We start from the raw sequence: 17,199 nt of genomic DNA on the forward strand, positions 1-17,199 counted from the left end.
TCGACCCCGGTCGTCGCTCAGCGGCGACGCAGCAGGATGTCCTTGACCTCACGCAGCGCGGCGTCGACCTCGGCCTCGAAATAGCCGCCGGGCACCAGCCCGAACTGCAGGGTGTCCAGTTCGTTCTCGGGCACCGGCATGGGCCCGCGACCCGACATCGCCTGCAGGATGCTCTCGAACAGACGGTCCACCTGCATCGGGTCGTACCCGCTGCCGAAGCGGCGCGGCTGGAACGTCCGGCGCAGCTGGTCCACCCGGTACAGCTCGCCGCCCGGGCCGCCCTGGCCGCCGCCCATCGGGGGGCCACCCATCGGCGGACCACTCATGGGCGGCCCGCTCATCGGGGCGCTGGACATCGGCGGCGCGCTCATCGGCGCCGGGCCGCCGTACCCGCCGCGGTCGCGGTCCGGCATCCGCATCTCCGAGGTCATGTCCGCCTTGCCGTGCCGCCCCGGCTCGTACGCGTCGTAGCTGCCGGTGTCGTAGCCCGCCGGGCCACCCCGCTGCTGACCGTATGCCGGCTCGTCGTACCGGCCGTACTGGTCGGGCCCTGGCATGGACGGCATCTGCTGGCGCTGAGGCATCTGCGGCGGCGCCATCCGGTCATCGTGCATGCGGTCGTCGTGCATCCGGTCGTCACGCATGCGGTCGTCGCGCATCGGGGCGGGCAGCCGCTCGGTCGGCGGCGCGGAACGGCCCATGGGAGAGCCCATCCGGTCCACCGGCGCCATCGACCCGGTGTTGCTCATCCGGTCCCGCATCGAGTCGGGCGCCATCCGCGGGTCCGCGCCGCGCCCGCCGCGCTCCTCGAACTCAGCGAGCTGCCGCTCCACGCGGTCCAGGTGCAGGTCGACCTGCCACTCGTCATACCCGCCGAAGCGCACACGGAAGACGACGTCGTGCACCTCCTGGGCGCCGACCGGCGACCCTATGGGCTCGCCCGCCAGGGTGGCCTCGACGCGGTCGAGGAAGCTGTCGACCTCGTCGACCTTGTAGCCGCGCCGCAGCGCGCGCCGCCGGAAACGCTGTCCCTGACTCGTCACAACGTCTCCCACTTCGTCTGCTGGGAACTCGCCCCAGTCACTGTGCCACCTCCGCCTCGGCGGCGGCGCCCCCTGCGTCCACCACCGTCAGCTCGCTCGCGGCCAGCTGGCCGCATGCACCATCGATCTCCCGGCCCCGGGTGTCGCGGACCGTGGTCGGCACCCCCGCCGCGCGCAGACGCCGGACGAACTCCCGCTCGACCGGCTTGGGGCTGGCATCCCACTTGCTGCCCGGGGTCGGGTTCAGCGGGATCAGGTTCACATGCGCCAGCTTGCTGTGCAGCAGCCTGCCCAGCAGGTCGGCGCGCCAGGGCTGATCGTTGACGTCCCTGATCAGGGCGTACTCGATGGAGACCCGGCGAGAAGTCTGTGCCGCGTAATCGAACGCGGCTCGGAGCACCTCGGCCACCTTCCAACGCTGGTTGACGGGCACTAGCTCATCGCGCAGATCATCATCGGGGGCGTGCAAGGACAACGCAAGGGTCACGGACAGCTCTTCGGCGATCAACCGGCGCATCGCGGGCACCAGGCCGACCGTGGACACCGTGATGTGGCGCTGGGAGAGCCCGAGCCCCTCGGGGGCGGGGGCGGTCAGCCGGCGGACCGCCTCGATCACCCGCGGATAGTTGGCCATCGGCTCGCCCATCCCCATGAACACCACCCGGGACAGCCGCGGCGGTGACCCCGTGACCGCGCCCGAAGCGGCGACCCCGGCCAGGTAGACAACCTGGTCGACGATCTCGGCGACGGACAGGTTACGGGTCAGCCCGGCCTGGCCGGTGGCGCAGAACGGGCAGGCCATGCCGCACCCGGCCTGGCTCGACACGCAGGCGGTGACCCGGTCGGGATAGCCCATCAGCACGCTCTCGACCAGAGCCCCGTCATGCAGGCGCCACAGCGTCTTGCGGGTCGCCCCGGCGTCACACGCCTGCTCGCGGACCGGGGTGAGCAGCGTGGGCAGCAGGTCGCCGGTGAGCCGTGCGCGCTCGGCGGTGGGCAGGTCGGTCATCGCGGCGGGATCCCGCACGAGCCGGCCGAAGTAGTGGGTGGAGAGCTGCTTGGCCCGGAAAGCCGGCTGCCCGAGCGCGGCGACGGCCTCCCGGCGACCGGCGAGGTCGAGGTCGGCGAGGTGACGCGGCGGCATGCTCGGCCGCCGGCGGGTGGCCACCGCATCGGGCGTATCAGGGCTGGTCGGGATGACCGGAAGCATCGTCATGGCCTGTCCAGTCTCCCACGCCGGGGCACGCGTCCGGGCACCGCTCACCCCGGCGGCGCGATGAGCGAGAGCAGCACATATGCCGTGGGCACCGCGAACAGGATGGAGTCCAGCCGGTCCATCAGGCCGCCGTGACCGGGCAGCAGGTTGCTCATGTCCTTGACCCCGAGGTCGCGCTTGAGCATGGACTCGGCCAGGTCACCGGTGATCGCCACGACCGAGATCACCGCCCCGAACAGCGCCCCCCAGACCGGCGGCACATCCATCAGCAGAGCGAACCAGATGGCACTGCCGGCCGCGGCGGCCACCACGGAACCGGCGGAGCCCTCCCAGGTCTTACCCGGGCTGATGCTGGGCGCCATCTTGTGCTTGCCGAGGAACACCCCGGCCGCGTAGCCGCCCGTGTCGGAGAGCACCACCGCGATCAGCGCGCCGAGCACCCGCCAGTGCCCGTCATCCGGCTGAACCAGCAGCACCCCGAAGCTCAGCAGGAACGGCACGTACACCGCGACCAGCAGGATCGCGGTCAGATCGCGCCGCAGACCCTTCACGCCCTCACCGAGGCGCCACACCAGCGTGGCGAGCACGGTGACCAGCAGGCCGAGGGTCAGCCCGTCCGTCCCCGCGTATTCGGCCAGCCCGGCCATCAGCAACGTGCCGCCGAGCAGCGGCCACAGCGGCGGATGCAGGTCCGCCGCGCGGACCGCCCGGACCATTTCCCAGACCCCGACGGAAGCGGCCGCCGCGACCACGGCCAGGAAGGCCGGCGGCCAGAACAGTGAGGCGAGCACGATCGCCCCGAGCGTGACACCCACGCCGATCGCGGCGGGCAGGTTACGACCCGCCCGACTCTTCGGCTTCGCCTCGGACGCCACCGGGTCCCCCGGGGTGTCCGCGGTGTCCCGCGGCCGCACCGGCGCCCCGGAGCGGCGGGCGCGGCGGCGGCCCGGCCCACGCCGGCGCGGCGGCTCCGGCTCGTCGCCGTCCTTCCACCCGGGATTCAGGTACGCGGGCCCGCTGCCGCCCGCCGGGCCGGGTGTCTCCGGCCCGGTTCCAGCGGGCACGGCGGAGCCGCCGGGGCGCCGGTACTGCGCGTACGGGTCGGGCGCCTCGGCGGGCTCTTCGAAGGCGTACGGTGCCGCAACGTCGGGCTCGGACGGCCGGCCGCCGGTTGGGGGATGCCCGCCGCGGGGCTCGAGGTACGACATCAGACCTCGAGCAGCTCGGTTTCCTTGTGCTTGACCAGCTCGTCGACGACCGAGACGTACCGGTGGGTCAGGTCGTCGAGCTCCTTCTCGGCGCGACGGCCGTCGTCCTCGCCGACCTCCCCGTCCTTGACGAGCCGGTCCAGATGCTCCTTGGCCTTGCGCCGCACGTTGCGGATGGCGACCCGGCTCTCCTCGGCCTTGCCGCGCGCCACCTTGATCATTTCGCGGCGGCGCTCCTCGGTCATCTGCGGCAGGTGGATGCGCAGCTGGGTGCCCTCGTTGTTGGGGTTGACTCCCAGGTCGGAGTCGCGGATCGCGCGCTCGATCGCGCCGAGCTGGGACATGTCGTAGGGCTTGACGATCACCATCCGCGGCTCAGGGATGCCGATCGAGGCCATCTGCGGCACGGGGGTGGGCGCGCCGTAGTAGTCAACGACGATCTTCGAGAACATCGCCGGGGTCGCGCGGCCCGTACGGATCGCGCCGAACTCCTCCTTGGCGTGCTCGACCGCGCTTTCCATCTTCTCTTCGGCCTCGAAGAGGATCTCGTCGATCACCTGCTCCGTCGCCTCCTTGCTTGTCCTGGTGTAGCTGGCCGGTGGTGGATGTGGCGCGGGATCACGTGGTGATCAACGTACCGATCTTCTCGCCGCTCACGGCCCGGACGATCGTGTCGTCGCCCTGGGCGCCGAAGACGAGCATCGGCAGGTCGTTTTCCTGGCACAGGCTGAACGCGGCCTGGTCGGCCACCCGCAGCCCCTCCTTGAGCACGCCCTCGAACGTGATGCGGTCCAGCTTGCGGGCGCTCGGGTCCGTACGCGGGTCGGCGGTGTAGACGCCGTCGACGCCGTTCTTGCTCATCAGCACGAGGTCGGCGTGGATCTCCAGCGCGCGCTGCGCGGTGACCGTGTCCGTGGAGAAGTACGGCATCCCGGCGCCCGCCCCGAAGATCACCACGCGGCCCTTCTCCAGGTGCCGGATCGCGCGCAGGGGAATGTACGGCTCCGCCACCTGAGCCATCGTGATCGCGGTCTGCACCCGCGTCTCGATGCCCTCCTTCTCCAGGAAGTCCTGGAGGGCCAGGCAGTTCATGACCGTGCCCAGCATGCCCATGTAGTCGGCGCGGGACCGGTCCATCCCGCGCTTCTGCAGCTCGGCGCCGCGGAAGAAGTTGCCACCGCCGACCACCACTGCCACCTGCACCCCGGAGCGGCTGACCGTGGCGATCTGCCGCGCGATGCCCTGCACGACGTCGGGGTCGACGCCGACGGCACCGCCGCCGAAGACCTCGCCGGACAGCTTGAGGATTACCCGCCGGGTCCGCCGTGGCGGCGGGGCCGGCGCGTCGTCGATGCCAACAGCCTGCTCGGTCACCATCGTCATGCGACCCGCCTTCCCTTCGTTTCGCCAGAGACCCTATGTGACGGGAAGGCCGGGCGCAGAACGCGGACCCGGCCTCCCCCTGTTGTGCTTGCGTCGGTCGCGCGTTACTCCTGGCCGACTTCGAACCGGACGAACCGGGTGATCTCGATCCCGGCCTCGGTGGCGATCTGCTTGACCGTCTTCTTGTTGTCGACGACCGAAGGCTGCTCGAGCAGCGCGAAGTCCTTGAAGAAGGAGTTCACGCGACCCTCAATGATCTTGGGCAGCGCCTGCTCGGGCTTGCCCTCCTCGCGAGCGGTCTGCTCGGCGATCCGCCGCTCCGACTCGACGACCTCGGCGGGCACCTCGTCGCGGGTCAGGTACTTCGGGCGCATCGCGGCGATCTGCATGCCGATGCCGCGGGCGTCCGCATCCCCGGCCTCGTCGGTCTTGCCGCTGTACTCGACGAGCACGCCGACCTGCGGCGGCAGGTCCTGCGCCTTGCGGTGCAGGTAAACCGCGACCGTACCGGCGACGGTCGCGAACCGGTTCAGGACGATCTTCTCGCCGATCTTGGCGGAGTACTCCTGGATCGCGTCGGCGACACCCTTGCCGTCGGCCAGCGTCGCGGCCTGCAGGGCGGCGGCGTCGGCCACCTTGTTCTGGTCGCCGTACTCGACCAGCTGCTGCGCCAGAGCGACGAAGTCGGGGGTCTTCGCGACGAAGTCGGTCTCGCAGTTCAGCTCGAGCAGCGATGCGCCCGAGTGGGCGACGATGCCGTTCGCGGCCGTGCGGCCGGCCCGCTTGCCGACGTCCTTGGCGCCCTTGACGCGCAGGAACTCGACGGCCTTGTCGAAGTCACCGTCCGACTCTTCGAGCGCCTTCTTGCAGTCCATCATGCCGGCGCCGGTGAGGTCGCGGAGCTTCTTGACGTCCGCGGCGGTGTAGTTGGCCATGACTCTCTCTTCGATGTCCGGTCGTGGTGGGACGCCGGGCCCCGGCGGGACCCGGCGTTCTCGCGTTACTCGGCGGCGGTCGCGACGGGCTCGGTGGCGGTGTCGTCCGTGGCCTTCTTCTCGGCGCCCTCGTAGAGGTCGCGCTCCCACTCGGGCAGCGGCTCGCCGGCGGCGACCGCGTTGGCCTCGGGCTTGGCGTCGGCGTCACCGCGGTTACGGCCGGAACGGGCGATGAGACCGTCGGCGACGGCACTGGCGACGACCTTGGTCAGCAGCTCGGCGGAGCGGATGGCGTCGTCGTTGCCCGGGATCGGGAAGTCGACCTCGTCCGGGTCGCAGTTCGTGTCGAGCACGGCGATGACCGGGATGCCCAGCTTGCGCGCCTCGTCGACCGCGATGTGCTCCTTCTTGGTGTCGACCACCCAGATCGCCGACGGCACCCGGGTCATGTCACGCAGACCGCCCAGAGTCTTGGTCAGCTTGATCTTCTCGCGCGAGAGCTGCAGCGTCTCCTTCTTGGTGTACCCGGCGGCGGTGCCGCTCAGGTCACCGAGGGCCTCCAGCTCCTTCATGCGCTGCAGCCGCTTGTACACGGTCTGGAAGTTGGTCAGCATGCCACCCAGCCAACGGTGGTTCACGTACGGCTGGCCGACACGGGTCGCCTGCTCGGCGATCGCCTCCTGCGCCTGCTTCTTGGTGCCCACGAACAGCACCGTGCCGCCGTCGGCGACCGTGCTGCGCACGAAGCTGTACGCCTTCTCGATGAAATCGAGCGTCTGGCGCAGGTCGATGATGTAAATGCCGTTACGCTCGGTGAAGATGAACCGCTTCATCTTCGGGTTCCAGCGCCGGGTCTGGTGCCCGAAGTGGACACCGCTCTCCAGCAGCTGACGCATGGTCACGACGGCCATGGTGAATTGCTCCCTAGTCATCCCTGGTTGTCACGCCCACCGGGCGGTGGGCGTCCTGGCGCCCGGTCGTCGGCCGTGGGTGGACCCGACAGCATCGGGACCAGGGAGGGCCGCCGCCGCTCGGCGGCCGGTCGAGTGAGAGCTGCTCACCAGAGCCGGTGCCTGGCGGAGGGCACGCGAGGTCGACCGCGCGGGGCGGTCGCCGTCGTCCAGCATACGCCGGGCCCTCCCCGGCACGCCGCCCGGCCGGGGGGTGAGCCGATCAGGCGCGCTTCTGCAGCACCGGCCAGGAGGCGGCTCAGGCGACCGCGACGGCCGCAGCGAACACCAGCAGGAGCCCGACCGGCAGGTAGACGACCGGGGGCCGCAACCAGGCCTCACGGTTCTCCGGGCGGTCGCCACCGGCCAGCGCGAACAGCCCCACCCCGGTGAGCGGCAGGCCCAGCGTCAACAGCACCGCGGGCACGATCGCACCCGCGGTCGGCTGCGCGGCGAACGTCGCCCGGGCCAGCAGGCGCACCACCGGCACCATCAGCACCACGGTCAGCAGGGCCACCACCAGGGCCGACCGCGGGCGTCGGGTCCGGTAGACGCGGTCGGCGCCCAATTTCTCACCAACCGGGCCGCGCAGGGACGGGAGGACGCCGGTCGGCTCGGCCGGCCCGGGGCCGTGGGGCGCCGCAACGCCCGGCGCCTCGTCGGCCGCGGACCGGCCGCTGGTCGGCCGTACCGCGGGGAATCCCGGGCCACGCGCCGGCAGGCCCGGCGACTCCCGCGCCGGATCCGCCGACCTCGTGCGGACCCCGGTCGAGGTCGCCGGGTCCATGGCCGCGGCGGAACCGTACCGGTCGTCGGGGGGTCGCTGCCCCGGAAGCTGGAACCCGCCGTCGGACAGGTCGTGAACGCCGGATTCGTCCGTACGGGACGGGGACAGCTCGTACCCGCCGGGGGTGTCGAGGCCGTACGCGCCCGAGCCACGCGTGCGGTAGCCGCCCGGGGCGTTCGTGCTGTCGGACCAGCCGGAGGCGGCCGGGGCGCCGAACTCGCCGAGGGCGTCCGCACCGCCGGACCGCGTGAACCCGGCGGAACTGCTGGTGGAACGCGAAGCCGGGTACCAGGTCGTCGGCTCGGGATCCTCGGCATAGCGGCGCTGTCCATCCACGGTTGTGCACCGTAGGTGACGGAGGGCTCCGGATGCTACCGGCGGACGTATATCACTCGTCCGGTGGCGCCAGGGAACTGTCCACAGTTGCGCTCCGTCCACAGGCTGCCACACGCAGCGACACGGGTTCGGCCAAGGTGGCCGCCATGACGACACAGCGACGGGCGGTCGGGGCGTACGGCGAGCGGCTCGCCGAGCGCTATCTGACCGCGCAGGGCCTGGTGGTGCTGGCGCGCAACTGGCGATGTGCCGACGGGGAGGTCGATCTGATCCTGCGCGACGGCGACGATGTGGTGTTCTGCGAGGTCAAGACGCGCCGCGGCACGAGCCACGGCACACCCGCCGAGGCGGTCGGGCCGACAAAGGTCCGCCGCCTGCGTCGTCTGGCCGCGCAGTGGCTGGCGCAAGGCGCCCTACGCCCTCGCGGGGTGCGCTTCGACGTGGTCGCGGTCGCGCCCCAGCCACGCGGGGCCTCCCACGTCGAGCACATCCGGGCGGCGTTCTGACATGCGCGGCATCCAGCCGATGACCGGGCCTGCGCCGACGTGGGCGGTGGCGCGGTGAGTTACGCCCGGGTGCTGTGTGTCGGCCTCACCGGTGTCACCGGGCATCTGATCGAGGTCGAGGCCGACCTCTCGTCGGGACTGCCCGCGGTGGTGCTCACCGGCCTGCCGGACACGGCATTGCATGAGGCGCGCGATCGGGTCCGCGCCGCCGTGGTCAACTCGGGGCAGAGCTGGCCCAACCGGCGGATCACGGTCAATCTCCTGCCCGCGACCCTGCCCAAGCAGGGCAGCTCGTTCGATCTGGCGATAGCAGAGTTAAGACAGCATTAGACGTTCAGTGAAGCAGCGGGTCGTCGTTGAGCGGCTCCTGGCCGCGCCAGCCCCGCATCCAGCCCACCAGGTGGCCCCGCCGGTAGAACTGCTCCCGTTCGGCCAGCATCCGCTCGACGGCGAGGACTCCAGCAGCCAGGGAGGCCATGGCGACCAGCAGGATGCCGTAGATCGCGTACCGGATGTTGTCGCGCGAGGTGATGTCCACGGCTATCAGTGCGATCCCGCCGGTGATCCCGCAGCCGAAGACGGCCCACGTGGCGGCGACGAGCCGATTGCGGCTGGGACGGAAGGGCGAGCCTTCGGGCGCCGGCTCGATGTCGTGCAGATGCTGCTCGATGCTGGTGGTCATGTGTGCCGCCTGATCGTCATTGATGCCGACTCCCGGGCGCTTGTGGCGTCCGATGCATTTCCCCCGGAGGAGGTCATCATGAGCATCAACGCCTGTCGCTGGCATTCCTCCGGCCGGATCTGATCAGTGACCGAACGTTCACCCAGTGCACGGTAACTGGATCGCTTGTGGATCGTTTGCAGGGACAACAGTCCACCCTGGAAGTTTCAGTGGAGGGGCCGACCAGCGCCGGGGGATGTCAATCCCTCGATCCGGTTCGCCTGGTCAGGCCATGACCAGAATGCATCGAGTGCGTTGAGGCTGACGGCGGCCGGGCTACCCCGGACCGAGTCGGCCGCCAGGCCGGAGGCTTCGGTCCGGGGAACGCGAGCCGCGCCGATGGACCCCCGACAGGCCGCGCTGGACAAGCGCGGCCGACTTCTCATCGCCCTGGTCATGGCCGCCGCCTGGGGCCCGTACACGCCGATCCCCGGCGTACGCACGGAGCAGGCGGTGGTCTACGCGACCGCGGCCCTGTGCGCCGCGTACTGCCTGCTCCACTCCGTACGCCTCACCAAGACCGCGTGGCTGGTCGGCCTTCTGTGGCTCCTCCAGATCACGATCGTCGCCATCGGCGGCGTGCTCCCACCGGTCAATACCAGCGGATACCTCCCAAACAGCGTGTTCGCCACGATGGACAACATCACGCTCCCCCTGGCCGTGGTGTGCATCGTGGTCACGCTCGCGTCGAAGGGCTGCGACCGGATCGTCATGCTGCGGAGCGCCTGCACCGTGCTGGTCGTCGCGGCCTGCCTGAATGCACTGATCGCGGCGGCGTCCGCGGTGCTGCCCCTGAACGAGATCCTGCGGTACTGGTGGGATAACCAATCCGAGGACCTGGGCAACTTTCACGAAGCGCTCGGCGGCCGCTACGTGGGCCTGATCAACATGCCCGCGCAGGCTGGCTTGCTGTACTCACTCGCCCTGATCGCCGCGGTCTACCTGCTCCACGACTCGACCAAGCGCCTCTCGATCGCCGCCAGCCTGATCGCGGTGGGCGGCGTGATCTGCGTGTCCAAGGTGTTCTTGTTCGTGGGCATGAGCGTCGGCGGGTGGCACCTCGGCCGGTGGGCGCTGCGCCGGCCGGTACGGATCGTCGTCGGCATCGGCGCCGCAGGCCTCGCCCAGCTCGGCGTCTCGACGTTCCTGGCCGGGGCCGCGCGCGGCAACTCGTTGAGCACCTACTTCACCAGCGACACGCAGACCGTGACCGCCGGGCGGTTCGGGGCGACGAGCAGCCTGGCGCCGGTCATCGACGCTGTCATGCACGACTCGCCCTGGTGGGGGTACGGCGCTCGCAGCATCCAGGTCGCGCTGGACAACGGCTGGGTCGAGAGCCTGGCCGTCGGCGGGCTGGTCGGCGTCACCGCGTACACGCTGACCTCGGCCATGCTGGTCGGCGCCTGGTGGCTGCGGCGGAAGGACGTCGGGCCGACCTGGTCGCGGCTGAGCATCGGCGTGGTCCTGGTCGCCAACGGCGCAGCGGTCGGCTTCCCAGCGATGACGTCCAACCGGTGCGCGACGGTGGTCTGGACGCTGCTGTCACTGCTGATGTTGACACCAGCAGCGCGCCGGACGGAGCCAGCCTGATCAGTCGTTGGGCAGCCGGTCGTACTCCGCGATCGTCGCCCGGCTGACCTCGGCCTGATAGTCGAGCCGCCACGGGCCCGTGTTGACCTCGCCGTCCTTGCCGTGGCCAACCCACTTTCCGGCCAGCCGAGCGCCGCTTGGGTCGGAGACGAGCTGGATGCCGCCGACGTACCGCTTGCCGCGGTAGTACCCGGTCTTGTCCGTGTCCTCAACCCACGTGCCAGTGAGGACGACCCCGTCGACAACCAGGTCCATGCCCATCGTGGAGCTGGCTGAGTTCGGCAGGCTCCGAACACTGACCGTGCTGCCGTCTTGCTGCAGCACGACGAAGTGCTGCCCGGCGTACGTCTCCTCCCGGCTGGACGAGAAGTACTCGTACCTGCTCAGCCAGATACCCGAGTAGTCGCTGGCCGGCGGCCGAGCCGGGGCGGTGGAGACCGGCGGGAACCGCACCTCCAGGTCGTGGCCGCCGCGTCCGTCCTCGACGACCATCGCGTTCCGGTCGGCCGGGAACCCGAGCTGCTCGACGGGCAAGCCGAACGCGCTCTGAAGTTTGCGGACCTGGGCGGGCTGCGGCCGGGCCGGCTCGGCATCCTCCCACCGCTGCCAGGTTCGCTTAGAAACTTCGACCTGCGCGGCCGCTTCCTCTTGGGTGAGGTTGCGCGCGGTCCGGGCGGCGACGAGGGCGAGGTTCCGGGTCATGGATGAACGGTACCGCTGATGTCGCCAGGATGTCGCCAGGCTTTCGCCGGTCTGACGCTCACCATGTCGTCGCGGCAGGTGATCGATCGACGTCATCGTGTGAGGCATGGATCATTCGCCCGTTCGGCCGCTCACGTCATTGACCGGCCAGTGTGCCGGTACACGGTCTTGCGCTCCACGCCGAGCTGATCAGCCATGTACGCCACCGGCACCTGGTACTCCCCCGTCGGGTCGACCAGCTTAGCGAGCAAGCCCTTGTACTCGTCCTCGATCGCCTGCCGCCGCTTGGCCAGGTCGACAGTACGCGCGATCAATGCTTCGACCTCGGCACTTGGCGGCGTGTATCGCGACTTCGGCACGCGCCGAGGATAGCCGACAGGTGTTCCCAAATGACTCACCCCTAGCTGCTGATCGTTAGTGCGCACATCGTAAACATGCTCCCGCTTGACACGCAATGACCGTCGGGGTTAGCGTTCCCATACGACACACAAAAGCGAACCCCCGACCAGCGATTGCAGCGCCGCTCGGGGGTTCTGGGATCGACTCGGCAAGGAGTCAGACCTTGAGATCGACTATTTCAAGCCGGTGTGCCCGGCGCCAGTCCCGCCACCCCGACGACCTGACCGCCTGGGCCGCCGACCTGGTCGCAAACCCCGGCCGGTACGGCGCGGACGAGCAGACCCGCGTCATCGTGGCCAAGCTGCTTGCCAAGATCGGAGCGGCGCGATGACCCCCGCCCGTCGCCGCGCCACGACCGCGGCCGTCCTGTCCGGCACTGCCAGCGCGCTGTGGTTCGCCCCGGCCGTCATGTCCCCGTACGCCGACCTGTCCGTCGAGACGGCACTGGTCGGCCTGGTGCCGATCGTGCTGGCGTTCGGCGGCCTGGGCGTCGCGCACCTCGCCGGAGCGCTGCGCATGGTGGACACCCGGACGCGGCACCAGGCGCAGCCCGAGCGTGGCCGAAAGGTGCTGCGATGATCCTCGCGGACGAATATGACCTGCGTGCCCTGATTCGGATCAAGCAGCACATGGTCGTTGCACCCGAGACCGGGTGCTGGGTGTGGCAGGGCGCTTGCATTCCGAAGGGCTACGGCAAGTTCTACTACCGCCGCCGCCTGCGCAACGTGCACCGCGTGGCATACGAGCTTCTGGTTGGGCCAATCCCCGAGGGGATGCAGATCGATCACTTCGTCTGCGAGAACCCGCCCTGCTGCAATCCCGATCACCTCCGACCAGTGACCGTCCGCGAGAACCTCTTGCGCAGCGGGGGCGTCGCGGCTCAGAACGCTGCCAAGACGCACTGTTCACGGGGGCACGAGTTCACGTCGGAGAACACCTACTGGCGGCCGACCGGAGGTCGGCGTTGCCGGGCTTGCTGGCGTGTTCGTCGCCAAAGTGGGGGGTGCTCCCGATGAACCCAGTCACGTTCACGTCCCGGGCGACCACCGCGGTGGTCGCCGGTGTCGCGGGCTTCTCGTCCTATCGCCACATCGTCGAGGTGGCGCAGCGCGCTGGAGAGCATCACGCCGTCGCGGCCGTGCTGCCGCTGTCGATCGACGGTCTGATCCTGGTCGGGACGATGGCGATGGTCGAGGACAAGCGGGCCGGTCGGCGGCCGCGACTGTCCGCCCGGGTGGCGCTCGGGTTCGGCGTCGTGGCCACCCTCGCGGCGAACATCGCGTCGGCGCAGCCGCACCTCACGGCCCGCCTGGTGGCCGCGGTCCCGGCCGTCGCATTTCTCATCACGGTCGAGGTGCTGGCGCGGGCGGGTCGCACCCGCGAGGTGCAACGCCCGGCGGGCGAGTCGCAGCCGGTGATCGACGAGTCTGCCCGTCCCGTCGAGGCGGTTCCGGTGGCCGTAGCGCCGGTGAGTGCGCCACCCGCGCCGGTCGCGCCGGACTTCAGCGTCGCAGTTGAAGTTGACGACATGCCTGGTCAGGAGGTGCGACCCGACGATCGGGAGTCGCAGAACATCGACCTGCTGGTCCGCGCCATCAAATCGACCAACCCGAACATGCCGATCCGCCAGGTCGCCCGGCTGGTGCAGGTGTCGGACACGACCGTGCGTCGCAGCCTGCGCCGGACCGCACCCGCGGATGAGTCGCAAAAGGAAGAGACGCACATCAACGGACACAAGCCCGATCTGGAGGTTCCCGCATGAGCATCTTCGGCAGGCGTAAGCCCAACTACCGGAAGCTGGCGAAGCTGGTGCAGGAGGGCCGCGAGAAGGGCTTCCTCGCCGACGCGATGGCGATCCTGCCGCCCGAGGTCCGCAAGGCGATGAACGAGGCCGAGCGGCGTGCGGCGAGGAAGGGCGGCCGATGAGCATCTTCGGCAGCCGCAAGGACAAGGGCAGCAGCGGGAACACCGGCAACGCCTCGGACGGCGGCTGGACCTTGAGCGGCACGTCGGGCGGCAAGCGCGCGGCCAAGGCGATGCGGATGGAGTACACCGCGCCGCGCAAGGGCGACCTTGCCCACCGCGCCAGCAGGCGACCGGGCCAGAAGTAGCGAGCGGCCGCGACCAGGTTGCGTCTGGTCGCGGCCCTTATCCCTGCTGGAGGGACATCGAGCATGGCAGACGAGAAACGTCAGCACACCGTGCCGCGCGTGGCGTACCGGTACCTGGCCGGGCGGCCCGTCGACGGGCGTACCGGCCACCCGTATCTGCATGCGGGCCCGGCGCGGCTAGCCGGGTGGCAGCGGCAGGCCTGGCGCCTCGGTGCGCCGGCCGCCGCGCTGCTGGCCGTCGAGGCGCCGGCACCGACCGGGGCAGCACTGGGCGTTACCGCGCTGGCGGCAGCCGCCCGCGGCCGGAAGGTGCTGGTCAGGCGCCGGTTCCATCGTGAGTACATCGCGCCGACCCTGGCCGCGATCATGCCGCCGCTGGGCCTGGACACCGGCGTCACCCTGCACGTCGACCCGTCGCTGGGCAACCTGACGCCGCGGCTGGCGAAGCCGCTCAGCCCGGCCGAGCACGCGGTGCGGCTCTGGTACGGCGAGCACGTCGAGCCGGTGCTGCGGTGGTTGCCCGAGCGGGTGCAGCGCGGCGCGTGGGCAGTGCAGCGCGCGGCCCGGCCGGTCACGGACCGGCTGGAGGTGTTCCGCCGCCCGGGCGAGCAGCTCGGCCCGCGCATCGAGCTGGTCGTGGAGACCCCGTATCTGACGAAGGAGCAGTGCCACTTGGTGTCGTCCATCATCAACAGCAAGATCCCGGTCGCCGACCTGAAGGAATCCTGGCACCAGGTAGGCGCCCGGGTCCGCGCTCGATGGGTCGTCCGCAAGCGGCCGCCGGGCGAGGTTGGTTACGCCCAGGTCCTCGCGCACCTGCCGAGGCTGAAGGAGTGGGAGTTCTACATCGGCCAGGGCGCCGGCGACATCGCGGTGACGCTGAGCCTGCACGAGGACTCCCCGCACATCGCGGTCTCCGCCGGGTCGGGCGCCGGCAAGTCGGTGCTCGCCCAGCTCGTCGCCGTGCAGGTCCTCGCCCGAGGCGGCCTGGTCGTCATCCTGGACCGCAAGGGTTCCCACCGGTGGGCGCTCGGGCAGCGCGGGGTGGACTACTGCACGAAGCCCGCGCAGATGCACGATGCGCTGCTGCGGCTGGCCGCGCTGGCGAACCAGCGCAACGACGACGCGCTGCACGAGGCCGACGACTGGGATCCCGGGCGGCGGCACCTGGTGATCTGCGAGGAGCTGAACGCGACGATCGGGCAGCTCGCGAACTACTGGGCCGAGGTCCGGACCAAGGGCGACCCGAAGAAGTCGCCTGCGATCGCGGCGCTGGCCGACCTGCTGTTCATGGGCCGCTCGGCGAAGGTGAACGTCCTGGCGATCGCGCAGATGCTGACGGCCCGGGCGATCGGCGGCCCGGAGGCGCGGGAGAACTTCGGCATCCGGCTGCTGGCCCGGTACACGTCGAACGCGTGGAAGATGCTCGTGCCCGAGGCCTCGATGCCGCGGGCAGGCCGGACGCTTGGCCGGTGGCAGATGGTCATCGGCGGGGTGGCCACCGAGGTGCAGGTGGCCTACCTGACCACTGTGCAGGCCAGGGCCCTGGCGAATCCGCCGGCGGACCCTGATAACGCGCTGACCAGCAATGTCACCGATAACGGTCACAGAATGACCCTGCGGGAGGCCATCGACGAGGGTGTGTTGCCGTGGCGGTCGTACGGAGCGGCGAAGCAACGGCTGCACCGGCAGGTCGGGAAGGTCCCGGCGGCGCGCGGGACGAAGGGCAAGGCCCACGTATACGACAAGGCCGACCTGGTCGCGTGGGCGGCGAGCTGCAGCAGCGAAGCGGAAGGCGCGAGCACATGAAGCGGCCCAGCGATGACGACATGACGAACGTGAACTGCCAGGACGAGGCCCGACGCATCAAGGCCCTGCGCCGGTCGACCCCGGCGCCGAGCACCACCGAGGCCCGCGCGATGAAGCAGGCGCGGCGCGGGGATGAGCGCAGGAATTGAGAGGATGACGACATGAGGACCGAGCACCGGCTGATGCGCCGGACCGACGGCGTGTTCTACACGCTGCTTGGCCTGCACCCGACCCCAGAGGCGGCGGCCGCAGCGACGAACGTTCCCGACCTGGAAGCGTGGAACGTGAGCCTCGATGGCATCGTCCGGTACGTCGACGGCTCGCCGGGTTTGCAGTGGCGAATCGAGTCTGAGCAGGTGCCGGAGTCGGATCAGGACCGCATCGAGCTGTCCCTGGAGCTGGCATTCCAGTACGGCCAGATCGACGGCGAGCACCACAAGACCTGGGTCATCGACCAGATCGTGCGGACGTTGGCGGGCGACCGCTACGAGCAGTTGATCGTGGCATACCGCGACGGCGAGGATGGGCCCGAGTCGTACTCGTGGGATGAGGGGATCGCGCCGTGATGAGCGACGTGGACGACCCGAGCGGGCCGCACGACGATGCTGGCCTGGACCTGCTGATACTGACTCTGGGGGTGCCCCGCGAAAGGATCCCCGCGGATGTACTTGACGCACAGCGCCGGTTCGATGGTGGGGATGGCGGGGAAGGCCCGCTCCTCCAATGGAGGCGCCGGAGCCAAATCGCCCGCGGGCCGGCCTGACCCGGACACGACGAAGCGCCCCACCCCGGCCCGCGAAGGGCTGAGGTGGGGCGCTTGCTGTCAGGGGGTGTCGCTATGTTCGCGACATCTACGCCTTGGCGTTGGGTACGCCCCAGGTCGCGAACGCGACACCGGCCGCGGCGACCAGGGCCACGCCGAGCGCCTTCGCCACCTCGTCCCGGTCGATGGCCGGGGCCGCGGCGAGCGCGCCGACGAACGCGGACACACCGGCACCAGCACCGGCGACGAGGCATTTCCGTACGCGAGCGAACATGGGTCAGTCCTCCGTGAGCGTCAGGGTGTACCGGTGGCCGGACTCGAACAGCTCGGACGTCGCGCGCGTGAACACCGCCGAGAACGACAGGCCCGGCGTGTCTGCGGACCACGCGGCGTTGTCGTCGTGGTCGATGTCCGCCATGAACCGGACGTCGACCGGGCTGTCCGACCCCTTGGCCGTCGGGGTCTTGGCCAGGCAAATCACCTTCGCGGTGACCATGGTGGGCTCCTTCGTGGGTACGGTCGGGGAATGGTGCGGCTGATCCCGGTGGAACGCGGCGGCAAGATCGTCTGGGCAGAGGACGCGCCCGACACCTGCCCCGACGGGCACAAGCGGCTGGTGCCGACGACCGCGGGATGCCCGGAGTGCGGAGAGCCGATCAGGCAGTGGCCGTGCCGCGAGCCGGGGTGCACGGCGCCGGTGCAGTACGACGACGAGCACGTGCACCACTCGCGGAAGTAGC

At 70.4% G+C, this 17,199-nt stretch carries 25 protein-coding genes and 1 pseudogene; 13 read left to right on the forward strand and 13 right to left on the reverse strand.

The window, feature by feature from the left end:
- Positions 1 to 17 precede the first annotated feature (17 nt).
- From ACMCNK_RS14485 to ACMCNK_RS14520, 8 genes are all read right to left on the reverse strand, one after another.
- The gene (locus tag ACMCNK_RS14485; protein ID WP_412736934.1) at positions 18 to 1,043 is read right to left on the reverse strand and encodes a DivIVA domain-containing protein; all 1,026 of its coding nucleotides are present in this window, start codon (positions 1,041 to 1,043) and stop codon (positions 18 to 20) included.
- A 37-nt stretch (positions 1,044 to 1,080) separates the two neighbouring features.
- Complete coding sequence (gene rlmN, locus ACMCNK_RS14490; protein ID WP_412736935.1) at positions 1,081 to 2,259, reverse strand: 23S rRNA (adenine(2503)-C(2))-methyltransferase RlmN; 1,179 nt, start codon at positions 2,257 to 2,259, stop codon at positions 1,081 to 1,083.
- 44 nt (positions 2,260 to 2,303) lie between these two features.
- Positions 2,304 to 3,467, reverse strand: a complete 1,164-nt coding sequence (locus ACMCNK_RS14495; RefSeq protein WP_412736936.1) for a phosphatidate cytidylyltransferase — start codon at positions 3,465 to 3,467, stop codon at positions 2,304 to 2,306.
- A complete protein-coding gene (frr, locus tag ACMCNK_RS14500) occupies positions 3,467 to 4,024 on the reverse strand; it encodes a ribosome recycling factor (protein ID WP_412736937.1) in 558 nt (185 codons plus the stop codon). The genes ACMCNK_RS14495 and frr overlap by 1 nt, the downstream gene beginning before the upstream one ends.
- A gap of 61 nt (positions 4,025 to 4,085) precedes the next feature.
- Positions 4,086 to 4,850, reverse strand: coding sequence for a UMP kinase (gene pyrH, locus ACMCNK_RS14505; protein WP_412736938.1), 765 nt, complete (start codon positions 4,848 to 4,850; stop codon positions 4,086 to 4,088).
- A 104-nt stretch (positions 4,851 to 4,954) separates the two neighbouring features.
- Positions 4,955 to 5,785: a translation elongation factor Ts gene (gene tsf / locus ACMCNK_RS14510; RefSeq protein ID WP_412736939.1), complete on the reverse strand. Its 831-nt coding sequence runs from the start codon at positions 5,783 to 5,785 to the stop codon at positions 4,955 to 4,957.
- A 65-nt stretch (positions 5,786 to 5,850) separates the two neighbouring features.
- The gene (rpsB, locus tag ACMCNK_RS14515; RefSeq protein ID WP_412736940.1) at positions 5,851 to 6,696 is read right to left on the reverse strand and encodes a 30S ribosomal protein S2; all 846 of its coding nucleotides are present in this window, start codon (positions 6,694 to 6,696) and stop codon (positions 5,851 to 5,853) included.
- Positions 6,697 to 6,994: 298 nt separating this feature from the next.
- The gene (locus ACMCNK_RS14520) at positions 6,995 to 7,858 is read right to left on the reverse strand and encodes a hypothetical protein (RefSeq protein ID WP_412736941.1); all 864 of its coding nucleotides are present in this window, start codon (positions 7,856 to 7,858) and stop codon (positions 6,995 to 6,997) included.
- A gap of 146 nt (positions 7,859 to 8,004) precedes the next feature.
- On the opposite strand from ACMCNK_RS14520, the gene ACMCNK_RS14525 reads away from it, so the two are divergent.
- Positions 8,005 to 8,364 (forward strand): YraN family protein, encoded by a 360-nt coding sequence (locus ACMCNK_RS14525; protein ID WP_412736942.1) that lies wholly within the window; start codon positions 8,005 to 8,007, stop codon positions 8,362 to 8,364.
- Positions 8,365 to 8,418: 54 nt separating this feature from the next.
- A pseudogene (locus ACMCNK_RS14530) lies at positions 8,419 to 8,676 on the forward strand (magnesium chelatase domain-containing protein); the annotation flags it as partial.
- 22 nt (positions 8,677 to 8,698) lie between these two features.
- Here the strand turns inward: ACMCNK_RS14530 and ACMCNK_RS14535 are convergent.
- Positions 8,699 to 9,046: a hypothetical protein gene (locus tag ACMCNK_RS14535; protein WP_412736943.1), complete on the reverse strand. Its 348-nt coding sequence runs from the start codon at positions 9,044 to 9,046 to the stop codon at positions 8,699 to 8,701.
- A 378-nt stretch (positions 9,047 to 9,424) separates the two neighbouring features.
- On the opposite strand from ACMCNK_RS14535, the gene ACMCNK_RS14540 reads away from it, so the two are divergent.
- Positions 9,425 to 10,675, forward strand: a complete 1,251-nt coding sequence (locus tag ACMCNK_RS14540) for a hypothetical protein (RefSeq protein ID WP_412736944.1) — start codon at positions 9,425 to 9,427, stop codon at positions 10,673 to 10,675.
- On the opposite strand, the gene ACMCNK_RS14545 is transcribed toward ACMCNK_RS14540, so the two are convergent.
- Positions 10,676 to 11,377 (reverse strand): helix-turn-helix transcriptional regulator, encoded by a 702-nt coding sequence (locus ACMCNK_RS14545; protein ID WP_412736945.1) that lies wholly within the window; start codon positions 11,375 to 11,377, stop codon positions 10,676 to 10,678.
- A 131-nt stretch (positions 11,378 to 11,508) separates the two neighbouring features.
- Positions 11,509 to 11,736 (reverse strand): hypothetical protein, encoded by a 228-nt coding sequence (locus ACMCNK_RS14550; RefSeq protein ID WP_412736946.1) that lies wholly within the window; start codon positions 11,734 to 11,736, stop codon positions 11,509 to 11,511.
- A 203-nt stretch (positions 11,737 to 11,939) separates the two neighbouring features.
- Between ACMCNK_RS14550 and ACMCNK_RS14555 the strand changes: the two genes are divergently transcribed.
- From ACMCNK_RS14555 to ACMCNK_RS14595, 9 genes are all read left to right on the forward strand, one after another.
- The gene (locus ACMCNK_RS14555) at positions 11,940 to 12,107 is read left to right on the forward strand and encodes a hypothetical protein (RefSeq protein WP_412736947.1); all 168 of its coding nucleotides are present in this window, start codon (positions 11,940 to 11,942) and stop codon (positions 12,105 to 12,107) included.
- Positions 12,104 to 12,355 (forward strand): hypothetical protein, encoded by a 252-nt coding sequence (locus ACMCNK_RS14560; protein WP_412736948.1) that lies wholly within the window; start codon positions 12,104 to 12,106, stop codon positions 12,353 to 12,355. Before ACMCNK_RS14555 ends, ACMCNK_RS14560 begins: the two co-directional genes overlap by 4 nt.
- Positions 12,352 to 12,792, forward strand: a complete 441-nt coding sequence (locus tag ACMCNK_RS14565) for an HNH endonuclease signature motif containing protein (protein WP_412736949.1) — start codon at positions 12,352 to 12,354, stop codon at positions 12,790 to 12,792. The genes ACMCNK_RS14560 and ACMCNK_RS14565 overlap by 4 nt, the downstream gene beginning before the upstream one ends.
- Positions 12,789 to 13,538 (forward strand): DUF2637 domain-containing protein, encoded by a 750-nt coding sequence (locus tag ACMCNK_RS14570; RefSeq protein WP_412736950.1) that lies wholly within the window; start codon positions 12,789 to 12,791, stop codon positions 13,536 to 13,538. The genes ACMCNK_RS14565 and ACMCNK_RS14570 overlap by 4 nt, the downstream gene beginning before the upstream one ends.
- Positions 13,535 to 13,702, forward strand: coding sequence for a hypothetical protein (locus ACMCNK_RS14575; protein ID WP_412736951.1), 168 nt, complete (start codon positions 13,535 to 13,537; stop codon positions 13,700 to 13,702). The genes ACMCNK_RS14570 and ACMCNK_RS14575 overlap by 4 nt, the downstream gene beginning before the upstream one ends.
- Positions 13,699 to 13,887 carry a hypothetical protein gene (locus tag ACMCNK_RS14580; protein ID WP_412736952.1) on the forward strand — a complete coding sequence of 63 codons (189 nt, stop codon included), beginning with the start codon at positions 13,699 to 13,701 and terminating at the stop codon, positions 13,885 to 13,887. Before ACMCNK_RS14575 ends, ACMCNK_RS14580 begins: the two co-directional genes overlap by 4 nt.
- 63 nt (positions 13,888 to 13,950) lie before the next feature.
- Positions 13,951 to 15,696: a helicase HerA domain-containing protein gene (locus ACMCNK_RS14585; RefSeq protein WP_412736953.1), complete on the forward strand. Its 1,746-nt coding sequence runs from the start codon at positions 13,951 to 13,953 to the stop codon at positions 15,694 to 15,696.
- Positions 15,693 to 15,845, forward strand: a complete 153-nt coding sequence (locus tag ACMCNK_RS14590; RefSeq protein ID WP_412736954.1) for a hypothetical protein — start codon at positions 15,693 to 15,695, stop codon at positions 15,843 to 15,845. Before ACMCNK_RS14585 ends, ACMCNK_RS14590 begins: the two co-directional genes overlap by 4 nt.
- Positions 15,846 to 15,857: 12 nt before the next feature.
- On the forward strand, positions 15,858 to 16,262 hold the full coding sequence (locus ACMCNK_RS14595; protein ID WP_412736955.1) for a hypothetical protein: 405 nt from the start codon (positions 15,858 to 15,860) through the stop codon (positions 16,260 to 16,262).
- A 285-nt stretch (positions 16,263 to 16,547) separates the two neighbouring features.
- Here the strand turns inward: ACMCNK_RS14595 and ACMCNK_RS14600 are convergent, their stop codons facing one another.
- Positions 16,548 to 16,733, reverse strand: a complete 186-nt coding sequence (locus ACMCNK_RS14600) for a hypothetical protein (RefSeq protein WP_412736956.1) — start codon at positions 16,731 to 16,733, stop codon at positions 16,548 to 16,550.
- A gap of 3 nt (positions 16,734 to 16,736) precedes the next feature.
- Positions 16,737 to 16,955, reverse strand: coding sequence for a hypothetical protein (locus ACMCNK_RS14605; RefSeq protein ID WP_412736957.1), 219 nt, complete (start codon positions 16,953 to 16,955; stop codon positions 16,737 to 16,739).
- A gap of 30 nt (positions 16,956 to 16,985) precedes the next feature.
- Here ACMCNK_RS14605 and ACMCNK_RS14610 point away from each other — a divergent pair, with 30 nt between their 5' ends.
- Positions 16,986 to 17,198: a hypothetical protein gene (locus ACMCNK_RS14610; RefSeq protein ID WP_412736958.1), complete on the forward strand. Its 213-nt coding sequence runs from the start codon at positions 16,986 to 16,988 to the stop codon at positions 17,196 to 17,198.
- Position 17,199 lies beyond the last annotated feature (1 nt).

This window comes from Krasilnikovia sp. MM14-A1259, from assembly GCF_047159535.1.
GTDB lineage: Bacteria > Actinomycetota > Actinomycetes > Mycobacteriales > Micromonosporaceae > Actinoplanes.